Below are 22,778 nucleotides of genomic sequence, written 5' to 3' on the forward strand. Positions count from 1 at the left end.
ACAGCACTATAGCACTCAATGGCCGGTTCAGCAAATACCCTATTTATTTCATTTTTTAGAATGTACATACACCGCTTAAGTATACAAAAAAGCACTTCCCCCTGCACGGAGCTCGGGGGAAGTGCTATGGTCAAGAGAATATGAATATTCTCGTGTAGGCCTGTGTTTGTATTAACGCTTCTTCAAGCCGTCCGCCAATGCGTATCCAACCTTCCAGATATCGCCTGCGCCCATCGTAATCACCAGGTCACCTGGGGCAATACGAGGTTTCAGATCAGCAAGCACATCTTCTTTGGTTGGCAGATGTCTTGCACCGGCGTTACTGTTCTGCACAATAAGCTCAACCAGCTTCGCAGATGTAACCCCCTCAATCTGCTTCTCACCTGCCGGAGAGTAGATGTCGGTGATGATCACCTCATCTGCTTCGCTAAAGGCGCGGCTGAAGGCATCTAGCAGGAAGAACGTACGTGTATACCGCTGAGGCTGGAATACGGCAATAATCCGTTTCCCCGTTGCCTTAGCAGCACTGATTGTCGCCTGAATTTCAGTTGGGTGATGCGCATAATCATCGATGACCAGAATATCATCGACTTCTCCGAGCACTTGAAAACGGCGCTTCGCACCATGGAATTTCACAATCGCCTCAGCGATTTTCTCAAAAGAGATTCCTGATTTCAAACAAGCGATAACCGCAGCCATTGAGTTATACAGATTGTACTGACCTGGCACGGACAGTTCAATTTGTCCCAATACTACGCCATTATGGTTCATCGTATACGAAACCTGACGGTCGCCAAGGACGATGTCTGTTGCAATATAATCTGCAGTCTTCGACTTGATGCCGTAAGTAATCACCTTACCTGACACTTCAGGCAATAAAGAAATCACGTTCTCGTCATCTGCACACACAATCGCAGTGCCGTCTTCACGTGTCTGGTTCATAAACTGTACGTAAGCAGCCTTGAGACGGTTAAAATCTCCGCCGTAATTCTCCAAGTGATCTGCTTCCACATTCGTGACAATTCCAAGCCAAGGATGATAGTGCAAGAAAGAGCCATCGCTCTCATCCGCTTCCGCCACTACATAATCGCCTTGTCCTGCCTTTGCATTCGTACCGACATTCATAATCTCTCCGCCGATAATATACGTAGGATCAACTTCACACTCTTCCATTACAAGCGCGATCATGGAGGAGGTAGTTGTTTTACCATGCGCTCCGGCAACGGCTACCCCTTTACGTTCGTTCAATAAACGAGCCAGCATTTGTGAGCGGTGCAGAATTGGAATCTTAAGACGCTCTGCTTCCACCCATTCCACATTATCGCTGGACAAAGCCGTAGAGTACACGACCAGATCCGCACCTTTTACTTGTTCTGCTGTATGCCCAATATAAATTTTGGCACCTTTAGCAATCAATTTATCCGTCAATTCTTGGGCAGCCACATCGGAGCCCGTAACCGTATATCCCATTTCTAGCATTACTCGGGCAATCGCGCTCATACCGTAGCCGCCGATCCCTATAAAATGCACACGTTCAGTAGTATCCAACAGTCGTCACCAGCCTTTTTCAGTATCGGGTTGCTGCAAAAGTGTACCGCGCACGTCAGAAATCAAATACAGCGTACCAGATACGACGGCAAGGTCATCCTCCGCTGTAATCGACTTCAGTTGTTGCAGCGCTTTTCCCCAATTATGTTCTACTATGATTACCAAGTTTTCCTTGGCATATTTATCCCGCAGACTTTCTGCGATAACCTGCAGATGCTCCGCGTCCATTTTGTTCTGGAAATCCGGTTCGGTCAGGATGAGCGTATCCACTATAGGCAGTATATGCTTAAAGTAGGATTCATGATGCTTATTTGCCATCATTCCCATAAGTAAATTTAATTTACCGTATTTATAGAGCTGTGGCAGGCTTTTGGCAAGGCTCTCCGCGCCTTCCGGATTATGTGCTCCATCCAGTACAATCCTCGGAGATTTACTTACCTCTTCCAGCCTTCCAGCCCAAAATGCATGACGCAATCCTTCCAGAACATCTTCATCCTCTAGCATGAACGCCATATACTGGCGCAAAACTTCAAGAACCATCATGGCTCCCGCCGCATTGCTAATCTGGTGTTCGCCTTTCATCACAATCCCAAGTTCAAGCGAACGGAAGGGACCCTTAAAGTTAAAGGTCTGCACATCCCCATGAATTCCAGTAGCTTCATAGCTAAAATCTTCTCCGGCAAGATAAAGAGTAGAGCGGCAAGCCGCCGCTTTCTCCTTGAGTACAGCCACGACTTCCGGTTGATTTACGCAGCTAACAACGGGTACACCGGGTTTGATAATTCCGGCCTTCTCCATTGCAATCTTCTCAAGCGTATCACCCAAAATATCCATATGGTCATGGCCGACATTTGTAATCACCGACACGATCGGAGTAACGATGTTCGTTACATCCAGCCTTCCCCCAAGCCCAGTCTCCCATACGACAACATCCGGACAAGAAACACCCGCAAAAAATAGAATGGCCACAGCTGTAGTTACCTCAAACATCGTTGGTGAGCCAAATTCCGTTTCTGCAATCTCATCTACCAAAGGACGAAGGGTATTCACTAGCTCAAGAAGAGTTTCTTCAGGAATGTCCGTATTATTATATTGGAACCTGTTCGTGAACTTCGTAATATACGGAGACGTGAAGGTGCCGACAGAATAGCCGCTTTGCAAAAGTGCGCTTGTCAAAAAGGCACAGGTAGAGCCTTTGCCGTTCGTACCCGCCACATGAATAAATTTCAGCCGACGGTGCGGGTTTCCCAGCTTGTCCATCAACATCTCAATTCTGTCTAAACCTGGCCTGATTCCAAACGGAATCAGGCCCTTGATCCAGTTAACCGCTTCGGTATATGTCGCAAGAGGGGCGGTGCTCCCGCCCCGATTTAGGTCATCCATGTCTCTTATCCTCTCAGCTCTGCTATGCGGGCAAGTACTTTCTCACGTTTGGCGGAGTAATCCGCCTGCTTCGCCTGCTCCTCTTCGATAACTTTTGCGGGGGCTTTGGCCACGAAGCCCTGATTGCTCAACTTTTTCTCTACGCGTTCTACTTCGCTATTCAGCGTCTGCACTTCTTTTTCCAGACGAGCGATTTCTTGTTCAATATCAATTAGCCCCGACAAAGGCAGAAGCAGTTCCGCTCCCGTTACTACAGCGGACATTACCTTGTCTGGCGTTTCCGGATTCAGACCAGCTTCGAAAGAAGAGGTATTGCAGAAACGTCCAATGTAGTTGTCGTTACGAGTAATGATGCTCAGCGTTTCTTCATTGCTCGCTTTAATAATCAATTCAACCTTCTTGCTCATCGGTACGTTCACTTCAGCACGGATATTACGAACTGCCCGGATTACATCCATCAGCAGGTTCATTTCCGCTACCGCTTGCGGGTTCTCCAGAGCAGCATCATACTCAGGCCATGCAGCCAGAGTAATTGTCTCTCCTTCATGCGGCAGATGCTGCCAGATTTCCTCCGAAATAAACGGCATAAACGGATGAATCAAGCGCATCGTGCGGTCGAGTACATAAGCAAGTACGGACTGTGTCTTCGCTTTGGCTGCGGCATCCGTTCCGTAAAGCGACAGCTTCGCGAACTCAATATACCAGTCACACAAATCGTCCCAAATGAAGTTGTACAGCTGGCGGCCGGTCTCGCCGAACTCGTACGAGTCAATTAGACGCGTAATTTCACGAGAAGTTTCGTTCAGGCGGTGCAAAATCCAACGGTCAGCCGTACTTAGCTCACCAGTAATGTCAATATTCTCGAAGCTAACTCCTTCAAGATTCATAAGGGCGAAGCGTGACGCATTCCAGATCTTATTAGCGAAATTACGCGCCTGCTCTACCTTTTCCCAGCGGAAGCGTAAATCCTGACCCGCTGTGCTGCCGGTAGAAATCATATAACGCATAGCATCTGCGCCGTACTTCTCGATAACCTCAAGCGGATCTACACCGTTGCCGAGTGATTTGGACATTTTTTGTCCTTCAGCATCCCGTACCAAACCATGCATCAATACGTCGGAGAATGGTTTCTCTCCAGTGAATTCCAGTGCCGAGAAGATCATCCGCGCTACCCAGAAATAAATAATATCGTAGCCCGTTACGAGCACATCGTTCGGATAGTAACGTTTGAAATCTGCGCTGTCTTCATTCGGCCAGCCTAGGGTTGCAAACGGCCAGAGGTTGGAGCTAAACCAAGTATCCAGAACATCCTCGTCCTGTTTCAGGTCGGTTAGGCCGCTGATCCGGCGCGCTTCTTCCTCATCATTCGCCACAACCAGCTCACCGGTAGATTCAGAATACCAAGCCGGAATACGATGTCCCCACCAAAGCTGACGGGAAATACACCAGTCGCGTACGTTTTCAATCCAGTTCAGGTAGGTTCTTTCGAACCGTTCAGGTACAAAGTTAACCCCATTACCATCCTTCTGTGCATTGATGGCAGCTTCGGCGAGCGGCTGCATCTTCACGAACCATTGTGTGGACAGGTACGGCTCAACAACCGCTCCTGAACGTTCACTGTGTCCAACTTGATGCACATGATCTTCAATGGAGATCAGAACACCCTGCTCTTTCAGATCCGCCGTGATGGCCTTACGGCATTCACTCCGGTCTTGACCTTGGTAAGGTCCTGCTTCTTCGTTCATTGTGCCGCTCTCATCCATTACGTTGATCTGCGGCAGATTATGACGTTGACCTACCTCGAAGTCATTTGGATCATGAGCTGGCGTGATCTTAACCGCACCGCTGCCAAACTCTTTATCTACATACTCGTCAGCGATAATTGGAATCTCCCGGCCGATAATCGGCAGGATCAGCGTTTTGCCAATCAGATCTTTATAACGATCATCCTCAGGATGAACAGCAACTGCCGTATCACCCAACATCGTCTCCGGACGTGTGGTCGCTACAGTGATATGTCCGCTGCCATCTTTAAGTGGGTAACGCAGATGGTACAGATGACCGTTAACTTCCTTATATTCAACCTCGATATCCGACAACGCCGTACGAGCCGCCGGGTCCCAGTTGATGATACGTTTACCGCGGTAGATCAAGCCTTTATTATAAAGCTTAACAAATACCTCGCGAACTCCCTTCGACAAACCCTCATCGAGGGTAAAACGCTCGCGAGAGTAGTCAAGGGAAAGTCCCATTTTAGCCCACTGCTCATGAATGGTGTTTGCGTATTTGTCTTTCCAATCCCACACCTGCTCCAGGAACTTCTCACGTCCGAGGTCATGTCTAGAAATCCCCTGCTCGCGCAGCTTCTGCTCTACCTTCGTTTGTGTTGCAATACCTGCGTGGTCCGTACCTGGCAACCAAAGCGTATCGAAGCCCTGCATCCGTTTGGTACGAATCAGGATATCCTGTAATGTGAAATCGAGCGCATGCCCGATGTGCAGCATTCCTGTTACGTTTGGCGGCGGGATCACAATGCTATAGGCTTGAGCATCCGGACGCTGGCCTGCACGGAAATATCCGCCCTCTGTCCAGTAGGAATACCATTTCTGTTCTGCTGCCTTCGGATCATACGTTGTTGGCATCTCGTTTTTAGATTCATTCGTAGCGGCAGCATCTGCCGCTGTTAGATGGTTTTGGTCAGCCATTCTCTGATACCTCCACTAGTTTACTTGTAGTTGCTTATAGTTGTTAATAAAGTTGCTGTATAGAGCGCACAGGTCTCTGAAAAAAACAAAAAGACCCCTCGTCTCAAAGGACGAAAGGTCATTCTTTCGCGGTACCACCTTTGTTTCGCGCCAATGAAAAATAAAACTACACTTCTTACCCAACGGATTCAGAAGCTTAGCGCGACACTCGTACAGATAACGGCTGCTACCGGCCACAACCTAACTTATCCTTCATTGATATGAAGATAAGCTCAGAAGGGCGACTCCGGGGCGACTTCGGGGGCTGTTTCCTACGGAATGTCACAGCACTTGCAATTCCGCTCTCTGAAGGGCTGACCGCCTACTCTTCCCGTTCCCAGTCTTTACTTAGATATTGCTTACTCCATAATACATTTTGAGCCCCCCCTAGTCAACCTGGATACGCCTTTGCAGCGGGACTTTAGGCTGAATTTCGACTTATTTCTTCTGAAGCATTCATTCCAACAATGAAACAGCAAAAATCCCGACCCTAATACCTGATCGGGATTCACCTATTCATTTGTGTAAGCATCACGATTCGATTACGGGATGTACAACACTTGGCCTTCCTCTACACTCTGCCCGGACAAGCGATTATACATCACCAGCTCCCGCGCACTTAGCTGATACTTCTCTGCAATGGTATCCAGTGTTTCTTCACGCTGTACAATACACAGCCGAACTTTGCGGAACATGTTAGCTCCATCCGCGCTGGCAATGAATCTGCTCTTCCATTCCGTATTATTACCAACCTCTGGAACGTCCACTGCTGCAGATGTGTTTCCTTCCGACTGCAGAGCTTCCTGCTCTTTACGGACACGACTGGAGCTTAGTAAAGAGGAGAAGGTGAGATGTTCTTTTTCCGGAACCTCTGCTTCTTTTTTACTGCCCAAGGCGATCTTAAGATCTTGTTTCTCTTCATGAGGAAGCACACTTTCCTGTGAAACAAAAACTTCGTTCGCATTCTCATGGATGGGTTCAGCATTCTCATCCTGTTCATGAAGCTCATGATTAGCCTCACTCTCAGAAGCAAATACAGGTATATCTTGATTCGCTTCTGCACTAGCCGTTGGAACAACGGTCTCTCTAGAAGCAAAAGAATATTCCTCTTCCGGCTGCTGCTTCTCTTCGCTCACATAACTTGCTTGATTCAGCTGGGACACTTCAGCTTCCTTGATCTGTGGCTCGGCTTTAAACCAGTAATCGGATAAACCCGCTTTGGCATCCTCTGCTTGTGACTCTAGACAATGTGTCCGGGCTTTTGCGCCCTTGTCCTTCTCCTGAGCGGATGAGAAATTGACTACAGGGGACGTATGAGCCGCTCCGCTTGAGACTAGTAACTCCTGTGCGTCCTCAGCCGCATCGGCCTGTTCATGTTCTTCTACAGCAACCTGTGATGCATCTTCACCAAAGGTCCACTGTGAATTTTCATAAAGGGTATCATTTTCGTGTTCTTGGTGCTCAGCAGTTGCTTCTATCACCCTGTCATCATTAACAGGAGAATAGGCGACTGTGTACTCCTCTTGCTGCCAGGCCGGTTGAGTTTGAGGATCCGTACTACCGATCCCCCGCAGCGATAGTACGCCTGTTATATTCACAGTGCGCATCGTGAGCAGATCAATATCAAAATTCTCGATCTCCACCCCAATATCTTCAATCGAGCTGACGCGTGTAAGCGGAACAGTGATTTCGACGGGAATGGCATGCTCCAGACGTTGTGTTCGGTCATCTTCACTCCGGTAAAGCCCGGTAAGCAACAGCTGACCATATAACTCGGCCCGATCCTCCCGCTGAATCACCTGAATTTCCGGAAGTAGTTCAACCTCCTCCAGCTCAGCTATTCCCGGAAGCTCTTCCGAAAGGTGAATGCGTTCGTAAATATCAAACCGCAAGCCGTGGGACTGATCAAACACGGGATATGTCCTCCTTCTTGGCATAATCTAACCCTGAGACAGGCCCAGAGCATAAGCCCAAAATGTTACTCCCCACATGTATATGCTTCAAACAGAGAGGCATGACAACTTTGGTAGTACTAACCGGACAGGATGCTAATAAATTTCATGAATTTAAGAGCTCATCAAACCTTCAGCCTGCTGATAGATGCACTACTTCGTAAGAACAAAGTATTATATGCTGCTTTTATTAATAAGACATGGATAGATGTTTTTTTTCTGAAAAAAATAGAAAAAGAACAGCAGAACCAGCTTTTGCTGATTCTACTGTTCTTTAGTTGCTTACGTATCCGTCAGGGTGCTTCAGACAGCAGCTCTCGCAGCTGCAGCATATCCTCCGGCCACGGATCGCTGACTTCCAGCTGTTCTCCGCTCCAAGGATGGCGGAAGGACAACGACTCGCCATGCAGGGCATGGCGGCCGGCAGCGCTGGAAGCCCAAATCGGGCCGCCATATAGTTCATCCCCATACAAGGGATGACCCATATGGCTGAGATGGACGCGAATCTGATGCGTCCGCCCGGTCTCCAGCTGCACATGCACCAGGCTTCCGCCATGCAGTGCCTCGCGCTCGATGATTCGCGTCACGGCAGATTGTCCGCCGGGCGAGACCCTTCTGCGCGCAGCGTGATGCCGATCGCGCCCAATCGGGGCATCGATCACCTTAAGCACAGGCGGCACTGTGCCTTCGACGATCGCGGCGTAGTGCCGTGATATGCTTTTTTCACGCATATTCTCGTCCAGAACTAACTGTGCGAACTCATTTTTCACATACATCACCGGACCCGTTGTATCTTTGTCCAAGCGGTGAATATGGCGCACAGCCACACTCTCGCCGGAAGTGATATAATGTGCAGCTACGAGGTGATCCAGAGTTACACCTGTTCCACTGCCATCTGGATGAACCGCCATCCCAGCTGGTTTATGAGCTACCAGGCAAAAATCATCCTCGTACAGCACCTCAAGCTCTTCCCATATCGGTTCAATCCCCGCTTCACGATCGGGAAAAAGTGCCAGCCGAAGCCGGTCACCTTTCCACTGAATACCTCCCTCGCGGCGTAACCGCAGATGAAGTTTCTCGGGCATGCCCACAGTTTCTAGCAGCCACTTATCAATCGTCGCCTGCGTATCCTCAGCTCCAGTAATGATTTTGCCGGGTGTTACCTCCAGCCATTCTCCACGCCGAGTCCAAGCGCCACCACCGGTTGTTTCTCCGGCTCCGATGCTCAAAGGGCCTTCAGGGCATTATAATGGCCCTCAATGGTATCATCAATATCCTGCTCACTATGTGCAGCCGATACGAACATACCCTCAAACTGTGAAGGTGGCACACTGATGCCTTGGCTCACCATATGACCAAAATAACGACGGAAAAGATCCGTGTCACTCGTCTTAGCCGTTTCAAAATTGATTACAGGTCCTTCAGTGAAGAATGGACAAACCATTGATCCTACCCGGTTGATCGTGAGCGGAATGCCAGTCTCAATTGAATTCTTTTTCAAACCCGCTTCCAGACGTGCACCCAATTGTTCCAGACGATCATATACTTCCGGGGTCAACAGCTTGAGCGTAGTATATCCGGCTGCCATCGCCAATGGATTACCACTAAGTGTGCCCGCCTGATAAATCGGTCCAGTAGGAGCGATTTGCTCCATGATCTCTCTTTTGCCGCCATAAGCACCCACTGGAAGTCCGCCGCCGATAACTTTGCCAAAACAAGTAATATCCGGAGTAATCCCGAACAAGCCTTGAGCACAGCCACGATTAACACGGAAGCCTGTCATAACCTCATCAAAAATAAGCAGCGAACCATTGTCAGAAGTTAATTTACGAAGCCCTTCCAGGAAGCCTGGAAGCGGTGGAACAACGCCCATGTTGCCGGCAATCGGCTCTACGATCACTGCGGCAATCTCATTGCCAAAACGTTCGAAAGCAATCTGAGTGGACTCCAAATCATTGTAAGGAACCGTAATGGTATTCATTGCAACGCCTTCTGGGACACCCGGGCTATCCGGCAAGCCCAATGTAGCTACACCAGAGCCAGCCTTAATAAGCAGACTATCGGCGTGACCGTGGTAGGAGCCTTCAAATTTCAAGATTTTGCTGCGCCCAGTGTAACCACGTGCCAAACGAATCGCGCTCATCGTAGCTTCCGTTCCAGAGTTAACCATGCGCACGATATCTACAGATGCCACTCGTTCAACAACAGTTTTTGCCATTTCCGTTTCGAGTAGCGTTGGAGCGCCAAAGCTTGTCCCTTTTACCGCCGTCTCCTGCAATGCCTTCACAACCTCAGGATGCGCATGACCCATAATCAGCGGACCCCATGAGAGCACATAGTCGATAAAGCTGTTGCCGTCGATATCAAAAATACGCGAACCTATCCCATGATCCACATAAATCGGAGTCAGACCTACGGATTTAAACGCCCGTACAGGGCTGTTCACCCCGCCGGGAATATATTGTTTTGCTTCATCAAAAGCCTTCCGGGACGCTTCCTCTTTACGCGCCATTGGCACATTACTCATGTATCTTCACTCCTATTCTCTTCTTGGTTACACAAGCTTGTACAAACATATATTAGCTGCCGCGATGTCGGTGTGATGAAGATTAGCCGCGCAGCCAGCGGGCTGCATCTTTTGCAAAATAAGTAATAATAATGTCCGCACCAGCGCGTTTCATGCCCGTCAGCATTTCCAGCACAACGGCTTGCTCGTCGATCCAGCCTTGTAATGCCGCTGCTTTTACCATGGAATATTCTCCACTCACATTATAAGCCACCAAAGGAAGATCAAACTGATCACGAATCGTACGAATCACATCTAGGTAAGCCAGAGCTGGCTTCACCATTAACATATCCGCGCCTTCCAACACATCGGATTCTGCTTCACGGAGCGCTTCTCGCAGATTGGCAGGGTCCATTTGATACGTTTTGCGATTCCCGAATTGTGGCGCTGAATCCGCTGCTTCGCGGAAAGGGCCATAAAATGCCGAAGCATATTTGACCGAATACGACATAATCGGCACATGCTCAAAACCGTTCTCATCAAGTCCCGCACGAATCGCGTGAACGAATCCATCCATCATGTTGGAAGGGGCGATAATATCTGCTCCAGCTTTTGCTTGGGATACCGCCGTACGAGTCAAAAGCTCCAGCGAAGCATCGTTGATAACATCGCCATGTACCACACCATTCACCGTATGCGTATGCACCATTCCACAATGTCCGTGATCCGTAAATTCACAAAGGCAGGTATCTGCAACGACCAACAGCTCTGGGTACCACTGCTTGATCAAGCGAGTAGCCTCTTGCACAATTCCATCCTCTGCAAAACCGGAAGAACCGATAGCATCCTTCGTCTCAGGAATCCCGAACAACAATACAGCCGGGATGCCTAGTGCGGCGATCTCGTCCACTTCTGCTTTTAACGTATCCAGCGAAAAATGATACACGCCCGGCATCGAGCTAATCTCATTCTTCACACCTGTTCCATGAGTCACAAAAATAGGCTGTACCATATCCAGCACATTCAGTATCGTCTCCCGCACCATGCCACGAATTCCAGCAGAACCGCGCAAACGGCGGTGACGTGTAATTGGAAAGCTCATTTGTTCATCCTCCTGAAAAATAAAATATAAAACCAAATTATGTGTCTGGCAGCAAACCACAACTAGCCGCAGCCAAGTCCAAATTAGCCGCAACCAAACCGCCGACCACTGGCTAACTGCGTATAGTTGTAGTTTGTGCAACTATCTCGATGTTTTGTCCTAATTGTAAGCTTTAGTTGCATTCTCTACAGTTATTTATTACAAAAGAGCGAAGATTCCTCATTTAGCGGATATTTAATTGTACATACTACAACTAAACTCGACTTTAGCTGATATATAGGAAATTTAATTGTATGAAGTACAACTAAAACTAAAATTCAAGCAGATCTGATCACATTAACCTACTGCATATTCTCTACATACCAGTTAGTTTACAACCAAATATTATACTCCGAACTCCATAAGTAACTACTTTCGGAGTTCAATTTATATGTTACTTGAAGGTTGCGATGTGGCACTTTTGAGCGTAGATATAACGGCGAGCAAACCAACACATGCAATTAGTAAATGTAAGCGCAGACTCAACTACCAATTCACACGTAAACCCAACTATTTAGCAACTACCAGCTCACATGTAACCACCAACTATTCAGTAACTACGAACTCACATGTAACCACCAACTATTTAGTAACTACGAACTCACATGTAACCACCAACTATTTAGTAACTACGAACTCACATGTAACCACCAACTATTTAGTAACTACGAACTCACATGTAACTACGAACTATTTAGTAACTACGAACAAAACTCTAGCCTGTAATGTAACTAATTATAAGCTGAGCGCTATATTTCTAAGCAGGCACTGCCTTTCTCCGTTGAACAGCTACTACTCTCCCCGCAGAGTAATCAGCTTCTACCTTCCCACCAGAAAGTAAGCTAAACAAGCCAAGCTCACCAGTAAACTATTGCTTCGTTCTATCCTCGATCCGAGCGCTACTGCAGCTGAGTCTCCGCATTCCAGCGGCAGAGCTCCTGCACCAAACCATCTATGGTTGCCTCTTCAGGCAAGAGTCCCGGTGTCAGTCCCGCGTCTACCGCAGTCTGCTCCGTTAACGGGCCGATGCAGGCGATTTTCACGTTTGCAAGTAGCGGGAGCGGATCTTCAAGTCCCATCCGTTTCAGGATGTGTATGAAATTACGCACGGTTGACGAGCTGGTGAAGGTTACCGCGTGTACGCGACCTTCCTCTAGCAGCTTCAACAACTCGTCGTCATCCTCACCAGTGACAACCGTCTCATAAGTATCCACGTCTGTCACCTGAAGGCCAAGCTCTCTCAGCTTGTCCGGCAGCCAGTCCCGCGCCAGATCGCCGCGCGGCAAAAGCACGTTCTGCCCCGGCAGCAGCTGGGGACCGAACGTCTCAATCAGACCTTCCGCCTGAAACTTCGCCGGAAGTTCCTCAGCGATCACCCCGCGCTGCGCCAGCGCGGCGGCTGTGCCTGGCCCCACCGCTGCAATACGCGCGCGGTGTAGCCCGCGAATGTCCGCCCCCAGCTCCGCCAAGTGGCGCCAAAAAAACTCCACGCCGTTCGGGCTAGTGAAGAATACCCAGTCGTACGATTCCAGCGCGCCAAACGCCGCTGCAATCTTCGCCTTCTTCTCTGCCCCTTCCGGCATGATCGTCTCGATCACCGGGAACTCGTAGGGTTCCCCGCCGAGTTCTTCAATTCTATCCACCAGCTCGCTTGCTTGGCTGCGAGCCCGTGTCACCACGATGCGTTTGCCGAATAACGGCATCGCCTCGACCCACTTCAGCTGCTCACGCTGCAGCACCACGTCGCCGACGACGATGACTGCCGGCGGCTGAAAATCCGCCGCCTTCACCTTCGCCTCAATATCGGCGAGGGTTCCCGTCAGCGTCTCCTGATCCGCGCGGGTGCCCCAGCGCACAAGTGCCACTGGTGTTTCTGGCGGCCGCCCGTGCTTGATCAGCTGAGCGCTGATATAACCTATTTTAGCTACGCCCATCAGAAACACTAACGTGCCTGTGGCGTTCGTTACTTTATCCCAATGTATGGAATGATCCAGTTTATCCGGACTCTCATGCCCGGTGATAATCGACAGGGAAGAGGCATGATCGCGGTGCGTAACAGGTATACCCGCATAGGCAGGTACACTGATCGCTGACGTGATGCCCGGTACGATTTCGTAATAGATCCCATTTTTGCGCAGCAGCTCCGCTTCTTCACCCACCCGGCCAAAAATCGTAGGGTCCCCACCCTTAAGCCGCACCACTGTTTTCCCCTGTAAAGCCAAATCAACTAACAATTGATTAATCTCTTCCTGCTTCATCGTGTGGCGATCCGGCAGCTTACCTACATAAATCTTCTCCCCGCCGGGTTTCATGCATTTCAGCAATCTAGGACTTGCCAAGCGATCATACACCAGCACGTCGCTTTTTTGGATACACTCGAGGCCTTTCACAGTAATCAGCTTTGCGTCCCCGGGACCTGCACCTACCAAATAAACCTTCCCCGTCAATCCACTCATCCCCTAACGTCTGACAGTATCTTCTCCGCTCCTCTTGCAATCAGCTTTTTAGCGACTTCTTCGCCGAGCTGTACCGGGTCAATCCCCGTGCAAGTTTCTTTCAAAATCGTTGAACCGTCCGGTGTTCCCACCATCCCCGTTAACGAGATTACTTTGTGCTCAGCGGTAGCAGCTTGGGCGGCTGCGTCAAGCACCGCATGAGCACCAATCGGCACTTGGCAGCCGCCATTCAGCACGCCAAGGAACGTGCGCTCCGCCGCTACCGTCAACGCCGTATCGGCATCGTTGTATAACGCCAGCAGCTTCCGCAGGTCAGCGTCATCTGCGCGGCACTGGATGCCGAGTGCACCCTGCCCTACTGCGGGCAGGCAAACCTCCGGCGGCAGGTAGGCGCTCACGCGATCCTGCCAGCCCATGCGCGACAGCCCCGCCGCTGCCAGCAGGATTGCGTCGTATTCCCCGCTCTCCAGCTTGCGCAGCCGCGAGTCAATGTTGCCGCGCACGGGCTCAATGACCAGATCAGGCCGCAGCGCAGCAAGCTGGCTGGATCGGCGTAGGCTGCTTGTGCCTACGCGTGCACCCTGAGGCAGCTCGTCTAGCGAGACGCCTCCGTTAGAGATCAAAACATCACGCGGATCGACACGCTTCGGCACAGCACCATTGATCAGCCCATCCGGTAACTCGGATGGCATATCCTTCATGCTGTGCACCGCCATGTCGATTTCTTTTTCCAGCATCGCTTGTTCGATTTCCTTCACGAACAACCCTTTGCCGCCTACCTTGGATAAAGTAACGTCAAGAATGCGGTCACCTTTGGTGACGATCTTTTTCACTTCAAAAGTAAATCCAAAACCATGCTCCTCGCTAAGTCGCTCCAAATCAGCAATCACATGTCCCGTTTGCGTCAACGCAAGCGCGCTCTGTCTACTCCCCACTATAACCTTTCGCATTGTCCATTCCTCCTGGTAACGTTCGCCTCTTACTCTTCACCACAGAACCTTGCACTAGAAATCCAAACCCAAACTAACCAATTAACTACTCTCACTCTAAAAAAGGCATTATTGCCTTTGAATTCGCTACTTCGGATGATTTCCACCAACCTGAGGCATTCTTGCCTTTCATTTGGCTCCTTCGGCGATTGTTGCTCATTTATAGGGCATTATTACCGTACATTCCGCCATCTCAGCTACTTAAGCTCTATTCAACGGGATTTATACCGTACATTCCACCCTCTAAGCTACTCCATCCCAGTTCAACGGGATTTATACCGTTCATTTCACCATTCCAGTTACTTCAACCCAATTCAACGGGATTTATACCGTTCATTTCACCATTCCAGTTACTTCAACCCAGTTCAACGGGATTTATACCGTTCATTTCACCATTCCAGTTACTTCAGCCCAGTTCAACGGGATTTATACCGTACATTCCGCCATTCCAGTTACTTCAACCCAATTCAACAGTACTTATACCGTACATTCCGCCATCCTAGCCACTACGAGCCAATTCAACAGTATTTATACCGCACATTCCGCCATTCCAGCTACTTCATCCCAATTCAACGGGATTTATACCGTTCATTTCACCATTCCAGTTACTTCAACCCATTTCAGCGGGATTTATACCGTTCATTTCACCATCCCAGCTACTTCAACCCAATTTAACGGGATTTATACCGTTCATTTCGCCATTCCAGCTACTTCAAACCAATTCAACGGGATTTATACCGTTCATTTCACCATTCCAGTTACTTCATCCCAATTCAACGGGATTTATACCGTTCATTTCACCATTCCAGCCACTTCATACCAATTCAACGGGATTTATACCGCTCATTTCGCCATCCTAGCCACTACCTGCCAATTCAACGGGATTTATACCGTTCATTCCGCCATTCCAGTTACTTCAACCCAATTCAACAGTACTTATACCGTACATTCCGCCATCCTAGCCACTACGAGCCAATTCAACAGTATTTTTACCGTACATTCCGCCATCCTAGCCACTTAAACCCAATTCAACGGGATTTATACCGTTCATTTCACCATTCCAGCTACTTCAACCCAATTCAACAGTACTTATACCGTACATTTCGCCATTCCAGTTACTTCAACCCAATTCAACGGGATTTATACCGTACATTCCACCATTCCAGCCACTACGAGCCAATTCAGCCATTCATTATGGTTACCAAACAACCGCTCATCACTTCATATCTTAATCTAACCCAATTTTCTAATCTTTACAGTGTCCATGCGCACTTTTACTCCAACCGCTGCTCAGCAATCCAAGCGTCCATATCCTCCGGGCTCCACGCTATGAAGGTACCCTTGCTCATCTCGTTCAACACATCCAGCGCCCCAAGCTTCCGCAAAAGCCTTCCACGAACTTCAGCAGAAGGTTCTTTTTCCTTAATCCGTGTTCGCATGGCATGCACAAAATCCAAATATGGCTCATACGCCGCATCCAGCGCTTTTTCAAGCACATTTTTGATCTTCGTTGCCGCAAGCGGGCCAGCACCCGAAGTAGATACAGCTACCGTCAAACGTCCCCTCCGAACCACTCCAGGCGTGATAAAGTTTCCCGCTTCGGCATGGCTGGCCACATTTACATGAATTCCAAGCCGTCTAGACTCCCGCGCAACCTCTTCATTAACCGCCCTATCGTTAGTGGCTGCATATACGAGAAAGGCCCCACGGAGATCTCCGGGAGCATAAGTACGGTCCATCCAGATCAGGAGACCTTTTTCAGCTAGAGAATCAAGCGAATCTGTCAAAGAAGGACTAATCACCTTAACCACCGCTCCAGCTTCCAACAGCCCACTCACCTTACGTTCAGCCACGACACCACCGCCAATAACCACACAGTGCTGCCCTTCACAATCCAGCATTATGGGTAAATAACGCGTCATGCCCCTCACTCCCCGCTCCAACCGTGAAAATCAGACCAAGAATTCAACAGAAAATTTAAGATAATAAAAGCATATCCTAAAATCGCCCAGCGAGCCATACTTACTCCACTTTTCCGCCCGGACTTCTTAAAGATAATATAAAATATGTAAATCCCAAGACCGATAAGAGTCGTTAATACTTTTAAATCCTTCAATAAAAGCGTCCGTCCCTCAGATACTATAGATAAACCAGCCACCACCAGTGATATTCCCAGCAAAGGAGTGCCCACCAAAATAGCGGTGTAAGAGTATTTATCTGTAGTCTCCAGGTTCGGCAAACGACGGATCCGGTCGCTCCATTTCTTGCTTTTGAGTCTGGTGTGCAGGAACAAGTACAATATTGCAAAAACCGTCCCTAACGTCAGTGCTGCAAAACTCATATTTGCCAAAATCACATGCATCGTCAGCCAGCCATACACCGCACTCCAAGTCTCAAGCGTATGCCCACCCGCCGTCAGCCACACCCGATTAAGCAGAAAAACACTAAACCCGGCCATACTGAGCAGCAAAATCGTAAACTCGCCTCCACGTGTAAAAGCCACCGCAAGCGAAGTCAGCACAATACTAAACGCAAACCAAAACAAGAAATCATAAGGTGTGAAAATAGGCAGGCCTTTCTCCTGAGAGAAACGAATTCCAAGTCCTGCAACTTGCAAAAGACCCACAACAACAAGAAGCCCCGTGCCTAACCGCTTCCCACCCGGACTCCTCTTAAGGCAATCCGAGAAAACAAACAGCAGGCTCAGGGCATAGACCAGCAGAGCGGCATCATATATTCCGTTCAGCAGTTGCATATTATTCACCCACCCAGCAAGCCTGCCGGAGCAAGCGCCGTCTTAGGCACAGAAAAATCAGCGCTGCCAGCCGTACGTTCTCCAGAACTAGACTCCTTAACCGAGGCAATATCTCCATCATCTGAATCGGATTTGAGCTGTTCCTGCAATGCAAAGATTTTGGAAAAATAATCAAGAGCTTCATTCCCCTGCTTACCGCCGGACAGCTCTTTAATTACATTGATCGGATCATGCATCATCTGGTTCACGATACTTTTAGTCAGACGGCGGATTACTTTCCGCTGATGCTCGTCCAGCTCGGGCAGCTTATTGAACAAACTCTCCATCGTTTCTTCATGAATCGTATTCGATTTATCCTGGAGCGCCCGGATCACCGGTCTTACCCCAAGCGTCTTGAGCCACAGCTGGAACTCATCCATTTCCTCGCTGATCATCACTTCAATCTTCGCAGCTTCACTTCGGCGCATTTCCAGATTGTTCTCCACAATGCCCTCCAGATCATCAATATCATACAAAAAAACATCCGGCACATTTGCCGCCGCAGGATCAATATCACGTGGTACAGCAATATCAATCATAAAAAGCGGCCGCGAAGGGCGGCGTTTCATAGCATGCGCTACCTTATCAGCCGTAAGCACATACCCATCTGCTCCTGTTGAGCTGATCACGATATCTACTTCATTTAGAGTTGTTAACGCATCTTCAATCGTACTCGGCTTACCCGAGAACTTCTCCGCCAATTCAATCGCACGCGACAGCGTACGGTTAGCGACAATCACTTCTGCCGCACCACTACTGTATAGATGCTTCACGGTAAGCTCGCTCATTTTGCCGGCGCCGAGAATCAGTACTTTTTTCCCAGTGAACATGCCAAAAATCCGCTTGCCCAGCTCCACAGCCGCATAACTGACAGATACTGCACTCTCGCCGATTGACGTTTCACTATGTGCTCTTTTGCCCAGCGTCACCGCTTGCTTGAACAACCGATTGAACCAAGTTCCAGTTACACCCTCAGCCTGAGCTGTGAGAAAAGAACTCCGCACCTGTCCCAGGATCTGCGTCTCCCCAATCACCATGGAATCCAGACCGCAGGTCACGCGGAACAAATGCGCAATCGCCTGTTCGTCTTCATAAATATACATATGCTGAGCAAATTGCTCGCTTTTCACACCAAACCATTGCTCCATAAAGCCGCGGATGAAATAACCAGCCATATGAAGGCGGTCCATCACCACATAAATTTCCGTACGGTTGCAAGTAGCTACTAAGACCCCTTCTAGCACACCCTTCGTCTTCATCAGTTGATGGAGCGCTGCCGGAAGGTCACTTTCCGCAAAAGCAAACTGTTCCCGAACCTCCACGGGAGCCGTACGATAATTCAGGCCAACGACGACGATGTGCATCGATAGTTCACCATCCTAGTCTCTATAAGTTACTGAAATCCAGTTATATAAATTAATATCTTACATACCGTTCACTTTCACAACATCTCAAAACACTGTGTTAAGTATATCACACGAAAATAAGACTTTTTACAGATTTTTTGAACGCTTTATGAAATCCAGATAATAATTATTATAAATAAAAAACCGTAGGTTCGCTACGGTTAGGATGAGTTATTTTTAGCTAATTTATAAGGTTGTGGAAGTGAGAATGAAATATTATGGCCTACTAGTTCTTAAAATCGTCAAAAAGTCCGTTCTCCAAAAAAAAACAAGTCACTGCTAAGTGACTTAAAACTTCTCAGGTTTCTTAACTTTTATCGACGCTACTTCTCCACACCTTTTGCAAAATGTGAAGATAACTGGTGAGCCAAAAGAGAAGGCTTTCCCAATAGGCATGACGTTAGCATATCCGTTGCTCATTTCGCCTTTAGCGAATGTAGTTCAGAAGTCGCCGATGCTTAGACCAAACTTTAACCCAAACACGATTTTCATCATCTAGATAAAAACGAATATTCACTAATTTTAAAGGCGTCCATATTTCTTTAAAATAGTAATTTGGCATTTGGCGTCTCTCCCACGAGAATAATATTGATATAGTTATAAGTATAAAACTATTAAACAATATTGTTTGTCGTAATGCGCCTTAAGCCAAGATAAGAAAAAAAATGTTTTTGTCGGATTATAGTGTGAACGTTCTACAGCAGATTAGCGAAACCAGTTCTTAATCTGATCAAGAGTACTTTTTGCCTCCGGACCATTGTAACCAAAGGTGTTGCCGATCATTTTCACATATTCGTTGAACGTTGTTTCTCTACTTTTTCGGTCACTCCACCAGCGTTTAGCGTTATATCCTGATGCAGAACCCACATATGTCAGCTCGATCTCCGATTTTTTGTACACACGACCAAAAAGAAATTTCACCCTCCGCATGTGAAAGTCAGAGGAAACAACAATCGCAGATTTAAAACCGTATTCTTTCATTATAGGAAGAGTGTACTCGGCATTCTGATAAGTGCTATCCGCCGCGTTCTCGGTATAAATAACGTCCTGTGGTATGCCTAAAGCTAGGGCGGTTTGGATCATATCACCCGATTTACTCGTTGACTCTTTAGCATTGGAAAGAATTATATAAGGAGCATAGCCTGCTTTATATAACTCAGCTGCCTGCTCCACACGACCTTGGCCTCCGCTTAGGACGATGATGACATCTGATTGTTTGGGAGGTTCAGATAGTGCTAAGAAGCGGCCTGCACTGAATAAACCAGTAATTAACAATAGCAAGCAAACGAAAAGGACCAATCTTTTATTCATTAAATTACCTTTTCTTTTCTTAACCGTTAAGTCGTGCATAAATCACTTATGCGATTCGTTACTAAGGATTTGTTGCCACCAATCAGCATTATCAATATACCATTGGATCGTCTGCGCAATTCCAGTCTCAAAAGTATAAGTTGGCTTCCAACCTAAATTCTCAAGTTTCGTTGGATCAATGGCGTAGCGTTTATCATGTCCTAATCTATCTGTTACAAATTCAATCAAATCTTCAGATTTCCCCAAGGTACTGATAATCGTCTTAACTACTTCAAGATTAGTTCTCTCATTATGACCACCTACATTATAAACTTCACCGCTTACTCCTTGGTGCACGACAAGGTCAATGGCCGCACAGTGATCCCAGACATGGAGCCAGTCGCGAATATTTTTTCCATCTCCGTATACAGGAACCTTCTCTTCGTTTAATACTCTTGAAATGGTTAGTGGAATCAGTTTCTCAGGAAAATGATACGGGCCGTAATTATTCGAGCAGCGTGTTATGTTCATTGGTAAACCAAAGGTCTCATAATACGCACGAACTAACAAATCAGACGCTGTTTTGCTAGCACTATAAGGACTGTTAGGCTGCAAAGGTGTTTCTTCGGTAAAAAATACAGTAGGATCAAAATCGAGTTCGCCATACACTTCATCCGTAGAGACATGGAGGAATTTAGTAATGCCGAATTTTTTAGCTGCATCCAGTAGTACCTGTGTCCCCATAACATTCGTGCGAACGAATATCGCAGGATCAGTAATTGAGCGATCGACATGGCTCTCCGCAGCGAAATGAACAACATAATCGAATTTTTCCAACTCAAAAAGAGACAATATTGCCTCCCGGTCAGCAATGTCAGCTTGAACAAACCGATAATTGGATTTAGACTCAATATCCTTATGCTTCGTTAGATCACCCGCATAAGTTAACAAATCCAAATTCACAATATCATAATGCGGATATTTATCTACCATATACTGTACAAAGTTGCCTCCAATAAATCCGGCACCACCCGTAACCAGCATCTTTTGCTTACTCAATGAACGCACTCCCGATCTATTAGCTTTATTAGTTATTGTAAAAAAAATTCAAATTAGCCTCTTTTAATAAAGGCGCCTTCTCATCCTTGGCAGATAATACAGGTGTAATATGAAGAGGCCATTCGATGCCAATAGAAGGATCATTCCACAGAATACCCCCATCACATTCCGGGGCATAAAGCTCATCGCACTTATACTGAACCTCTACGTCTTCTGTTAGCGTCATGAATCCATGTGCGAATCCTTTTGGGATCAGCAGTTGCTTTTTGTTCTCAGCATTCAGTTCAATGCCGAACCATTTACTATAGGTAGGACTACCTTTTCTGATATCTACGGCTACATCAAAAATAGCACCACGTGTACAACGAACCAATTTCGTCTGTGCCTTGGGATGTAATTGATAGTGCAAACCACGTAATGTTCCTTTAGTCGCAGAGTAGGATTGGTTATCTTGTACAAACTCCATATCTATTCCATGCTCTTTAAACTTAGCTCCGCTATACGTCTCCATAAACCAACCGCGGTGGTCCCCAAAAACAGCCGGTTCAACGACTAATACGCCTTGCAATAAGGTTTCTGTAATTTTCATCACTGCCACACTTTCAGTTATTAGTATTGTATTTTACCTGTAGCTACTTTCATCAAATACTGACCATACCCCGTCTTACTTAACTTCTCCCCGCAATTCCACAAGTGTTCTTTAGTAATCCATCCATTAATATATGCAATTTCCTCCGGAGCGGCGATCTTGATTCCTTGATGATCTTCAATAGTCCGTACAAAGTTAGTTGCGTCGACAAGACTTTGATGAGTTCCTGTATCTAACCAGGTGAATCCCCGACCTAGAAGTTCCACATCAAGCTCACCAAGATTTAAGTAAGCTTCATTAATGGAGGTAATCTCCAATTCTCCACGTGAAGAGACCTCAACGTTCTTAGCAATCTCAATAACTCTGTTATCATAAAAATATAGACCAGTAATTGCATAGTTAGATTTTGGCTGAGCTGGTTTTTCCTCCACGCTCAACACTTTGCCCTCTTCATTAAATTCTACCACACCAAATCGCTCTGGATCTTGCACATGATATCCGAATACTGTAGCTCCTTGTTCTTTAGAAGAAGCGCGTTGCAACATCTTCCGCATTCCATTTCCATAGTAGATATTATCTCCAAGGATCATGGCAACTGAATCATCACCTATAAAAGATTCACCCAAAATAAAAGCTTGAGCTAGGCCGTCAGGACTTGGCTGAACTATGTATTGTAACGAAATACCAAATTGTGAACCGTCACCTAATAAGCTTTCAAATCTAGGCGTGTCCTCTGGAGTTGAAATAATAAGAATTTCTTTAATGCCCGCTAGCATTAATGTGGATAGTGGATAGTAGATCATTGGCTTGTCGTAAATGGGTAAAAGCTGCTTACTTGTGACCATTGTTAATGGGTATAGGCGTGTACCGCTGCCGCCTGCTAGGATAATGCCTTTCATAATGTCGTAACTCCTCTTTGTA

Annotated in this window: 19 protein-coding genes and 1 pseudogene; 4 read left to right on the top strand and 16 right to left on the bottom strand. The window is 47.4% G+C overall.

Annotated elements, in window-relative coordinates; all coding sequences use genetic code 11:
- Positions 1-171: 171 nt before the first annotated feature.
- The 7 genes from murC to hemB all read right to left on the bottom strand — a co-directional run bounded on the left by murC (position 172) and on the right by hemB (position 11,235).
- Positions 172-1,548 carry a UDP-N-acetylmuramate--L-alanine ligase gene (gene murC, locus NSQ50_RS24830; protein ID WP_036685137.1) on the bottom strand — a complete coding sequence of 459 codons (1,377 nt, stop codon included), beginning with the start codon at positions 1,546-1,548 and terminating at the stop codon, positions 172-174.
- Positions 1,549-1,554: 6 nt separating this feature from the next.
- Positions 1,555-2,931 (bottom strand): bifunctional folylpolyglutamate synthase/dihydrofolate synthase, encoded by a 1,377-nt coding sequence (locus tag NSQ50_RS24835; protein WP_076099455.1) that lies wholly within the window; start codon positions 2,929-2,931, stop codon positions 1,555-1,557.
- A gap of 5 nt (positions 2,932-2,936) precedes the next feature.
- A complete protein-coding gene (locus tag NSQ50_RS24840; RefSeq protein WP_051491372.1) occupies positions 2,937-5,636 on the bottom strand; it encodes a valine--tRNA ligase in 2,700 nt (899 codons plus the stop codon).
- A 581-nt stretch (positions 5,637-6,217) separates the two neighbouring features.
- A complete protein-coding gene (locus NSQ50_RS24845) occupies positions 6,218-7,588 on the bottom strand; it encodes a LysM peptidoglycan-binding domain-containing protein (RefSeq protein WP_076224598.1) in 1,371 nt (456 codons plus the stop codon).
- A 332-nt stretch (positions 7,589-7,920) separates the two neighbouring features.
- Positions 7,921-8,856 carry an RluA family pseudouridine synthase gene (locus tag NSQ50_RS24850; RefSeq protein ID WP_256717082.1) on the bottom strand — a complete coding sequence of 312 codons (936 nt, stop codon included), beginning with the start codon at positions 8,854-8,856 and terminating at the stop codon, positions 7,921-7,923.
- The gene (gene hemL, locus NSQ50_RS24855; protein ID WP_370510546.1) at positions 8,853-10,154 is read right to left on the bottom strand and encodes a glutamate-1-semialdehyde 2,1-aminomutase; all 1,302 of its coding nucleotides are present in this window, start codon (positions 10,152-10,154) and stop codon (positions 8,853-8,855) included. Before hemL ends, NSQ50_RS24850 begins: the two co-directional genes overlap by 4 nt.
- 82 nt (positions 10,155-10,236) lie before the next feature.
- Positions 10,237-11,235: a porphobilinogen synthase gene (gene hemB, locus NSQ50_RS24860; RefSeq protein ID WP_076099453.1), complete on the bottom strand. Its 999-nt coding sequence runs from the start codon at positions 11,233-11,235 to the stop codon at positions 10,237-10,239.
- 430 nt (positions 11,236-11,665) lie between these two features.
- On the opposite strand from hemB, the gene NSQ50_RS24865 reads away from it, so the two are divergent.
- Positions 11,666-12,115: a hypothetical protein gene (locus NSQ50_RS24865; protein WP_143763176.1), complete on the top strand. Its 450-nt coding sequence runs from the start codon at positions 11,666-11,668 to the stop codon at positions 12,113-12,115.
- 58 nt (positions 12,116-12,173) lie between these two features.
- Here NSQ50_RS24865 and cobA read toward each other — a convergent pair whose 3' ends face one another.
- Complete coding sequence (gene cobA / locus NSQ50_RS24870; protein ID WP_036685196.1) at positions 12,174-13,721, bottom strand: uroporphyrinogen-III C-methyltransferase; 1,548 nt, start codon at positions 13,719-13,721, stop codon at positions 12,174-12,176.
- Between the two features lie 5 nt (positions 13,722-13,726).
- Positions 13,727-14,680: a hydroxymethylbilane synthase gene (gene hemC / locus NSQ50_RS24875; protein WP_076224600.1), complete on the bottom strand. Its 954-nt coding sequence runs from the start codon at positions 14,678-14,680 to the stop codon at positions 13,727-13,729.
- Between the two features lie 191 nt (positions 14,681-14,871).
- Between hemC and NSQ50_RS31665 the strand changes: the two genes are divergently transcribed.
- The 3 genes and pseudogenes from NSQ50_RS31665 to NSQ50_RS31675 all read left to right on the top strand — a co-directional run.
- Positions 14,872-15,222 carry a DUF1720 domain-containing protein gene (locus NSQ50_RS31665; protein ID WP_445670452.1) on the top strand — a complete coding sequence of 117 codons (351 nt, stop codon included), beginning with the start codon at positions 14,872-14,874 and terminating at the stop codon, positions 15,220-15,222.
- Positions 15,223-15,258: 36 nt separating this feature from the next.
- Complete coding sequence (locus NSQ50_RS31670; protein ID WP_445670453.1) at positions 15,259-15,579, top strand: DUF1720 domain-containing protein; 321 nt, start codon at positions 15,259-15,261, stop codon at positions 15,577-15,579.
- Positions 15,580-15,744: 165 nt separating this feature from the next.
- A pseudogene (locus NSQ50_RS31675) lies at positions 15,745-15,951 on the top strand (hypothetical protein); the annotation flags it as partial.
- Positions 15,952-15,993: 42 nt separating this feature from the next.
- Here the strand turns inward: NSQ50_RS31675 and NSQ50_RS24880 are convergent.
- The 7 genes from NSQ50_RS24880 to rfbA form a co-directional block, all read right to left on the bottom strand.
- On the bottom strand, positions 15,994-16,641 hold the full coding sequence (locus NSQ50_RS24880; protein ID WP_076099451.1) for a precorrin-2 dehydrogenase/sirohydrochlorin ferrochelatase family protein: 648 nt from the start codon (positions 16,639-16,641) through the stop codon (positions 15,994-15,996).
- A gap of 5 nt (positions 16,642-16,646) precedes the next feature.
- Complete coding sequence (gene ccsA / locus NSQ50_RS24885; RefSeq protein WP_036685126.1) at positions 16,647-17,474, bottom strand: cytochrome c biogenesis protein CcsA; 828 nt, start codon at positions 17,472-17,474, stop codon at positions 16,647-16,649.
- Between the two features lie 5 nt (positions 17,475-17,479).
- On the bottom strand, positions 17,480-18,877 hold the full coding sequence (hemA, locus tag NSQ50_RS24890) for a glutamyl-tRNA reductase (RefSeq protein ID WP_076105536.1): 1,398 nt from the start codon (positions 18,875-18,877) through the stop codon (positions 17,480-17,482).
- Between the two features lie 747 nt (positions 18,878-19,624).
- The gene (locus NSQ50_RS24895) at positions 19,625-20,230 is read right to left on the bottom strand and encodes a YdcF family protein (protein ID WP_170914283.1); all 606 of its coding nucleotides are present in this window, start codon (positions 20,228-20,230) and stop codon (positions 19,625-19,627) included.
- 42 nt (positions 20,231-20,272) lie between these two features.
- On the bottom strand, positions 20,273-21,268 hold the full coding sequence (rfbB, locus tag NSQ50_RS24900) for a dTDP-glucose 4,6-dehydratase (RefSeq protein WP_076224604.1): 996 nt from the start codon (positions 21,266-21,268) through the stop codon (positions 20,273-20,275).
- A gap of 28 nt (positions 21,269-21,296) precedes the next feature.
- Positions 21,297-21,857 carry a dTDP-4-dehydrorhamnose 3,5-epimerase gene (rfbC, locus tag NSQ50_RS24905; protein ID WP_076224606.1) on the bottom strand — a complete coding sequence of 187 codons (561 nt, stop codon included), beginning with the start codon at positions 21,855-21,857 and terminating at the stop codon, positions 21,297-21,299.
- Between the two features lie 20 nt (positions 21,858-21,877).
- Entirely contained in the window at positions 21,878-22,756 is an 879-nt protein-coding gene (gene rfbA, locus NSQ50_RS24910) for a glucose-1-phosphate thymidylyltransferase RfbA (protein WP_076224609.1), read from the bottom strand.
- Between the last annotated feature and the right edge of the window lie 22 nt (positions 22,757-22,778).

This window comes from Paenibacillus sp. FSL R10-2788 (assembly GCF_038003885.1).
GTDB classification, from domain to species: domain Bacteria; phylum Bacillota; class Bacilli; order Paenibacillales; family Paenibacillaceae; genus Paenibacillus_AQ; species Paenibacillus_AQ odorifer.

Coding starts and splice junctions, on each gene's coding strand:
- NSQ50_RS24835 (WP_076099455.1), bottom strand. CDS start 2,931: ATGGATGACCTAAATCGGGGCGGGAGCACCGCCCCTCTTGCGACATAT.
- NSQ50_RS24840 (WP_051491372.1), bottom strand. CDS start 5,636: ATGGCTGACCAAAACCATCTAACAGCGGCAGATGCTGCCGCTACGAAT.
- hemL (WP_370510546.1), bottom strand. CDS start 10,154: ATGAGTAATGTGCCAATGGCGCGTAAAGAGGAAGCGTCCCGGAAGGCT.
- hemB (WP_076099453.1), bottom strand. CDS start 11,235: ATGAGCTTTCCAATTACACGTCACCGCCGTTTGCGCGGTTCTGCTGGA.
- NSQ50_RS24865 (WP_143763176.1), top strand. CDS start 11,666: ATGTTACTTGAAGGTTGCGATGTGGCACTTTTGAGCGTAGATATAACG.
- hemC (WP_076224600.1), bottom strand. CDS start 14,680: ATGCGAAAGGTTATAGTGGGGAGTAGACAGAGCGCGCTTGCGTTGACG.
- NSQ50_RS24880 (WP_076099451.1), bottom strand. CDS start 16,641: ATGACGCGTTATTTACCCATAATGCTGGATTGTGAAGGGCAGCACTGT.
- ccsA (WP_036685126.1), bottom strand. CDS start 17,474: ATGCAACTGCTGAACGGAATATATGATGCCGCTCTGCTGGTCTATGCC.
- hemA (WP_076105536.1), bottom strand. CDS start 18,877: ATGCACATCGTCGTCGTTGGCCTGAATTATCGTACGGCTCCCGTGGAG.
- NSQ50_RS24895 (WP_170914283.1), bottom strand. CDS start 20,230: ATGAATAAAAGATTGGTCCTTTTCGTTTGCTTGCTATTGTTAATTACT.
- rfbC (WP_076224606.1), bottom strand. CDS start 21,857: ATGAAAATTACAGAAACCTTATTGCAAGGCGTATTAGTCGTTGAACCG.
- rfbA (WP_076224609.1), bottom strand. CDS start 22,756: ATGAAAGGCATTATCCTAGCAGGCGGCAGCGGTACACGCCTATACCCA.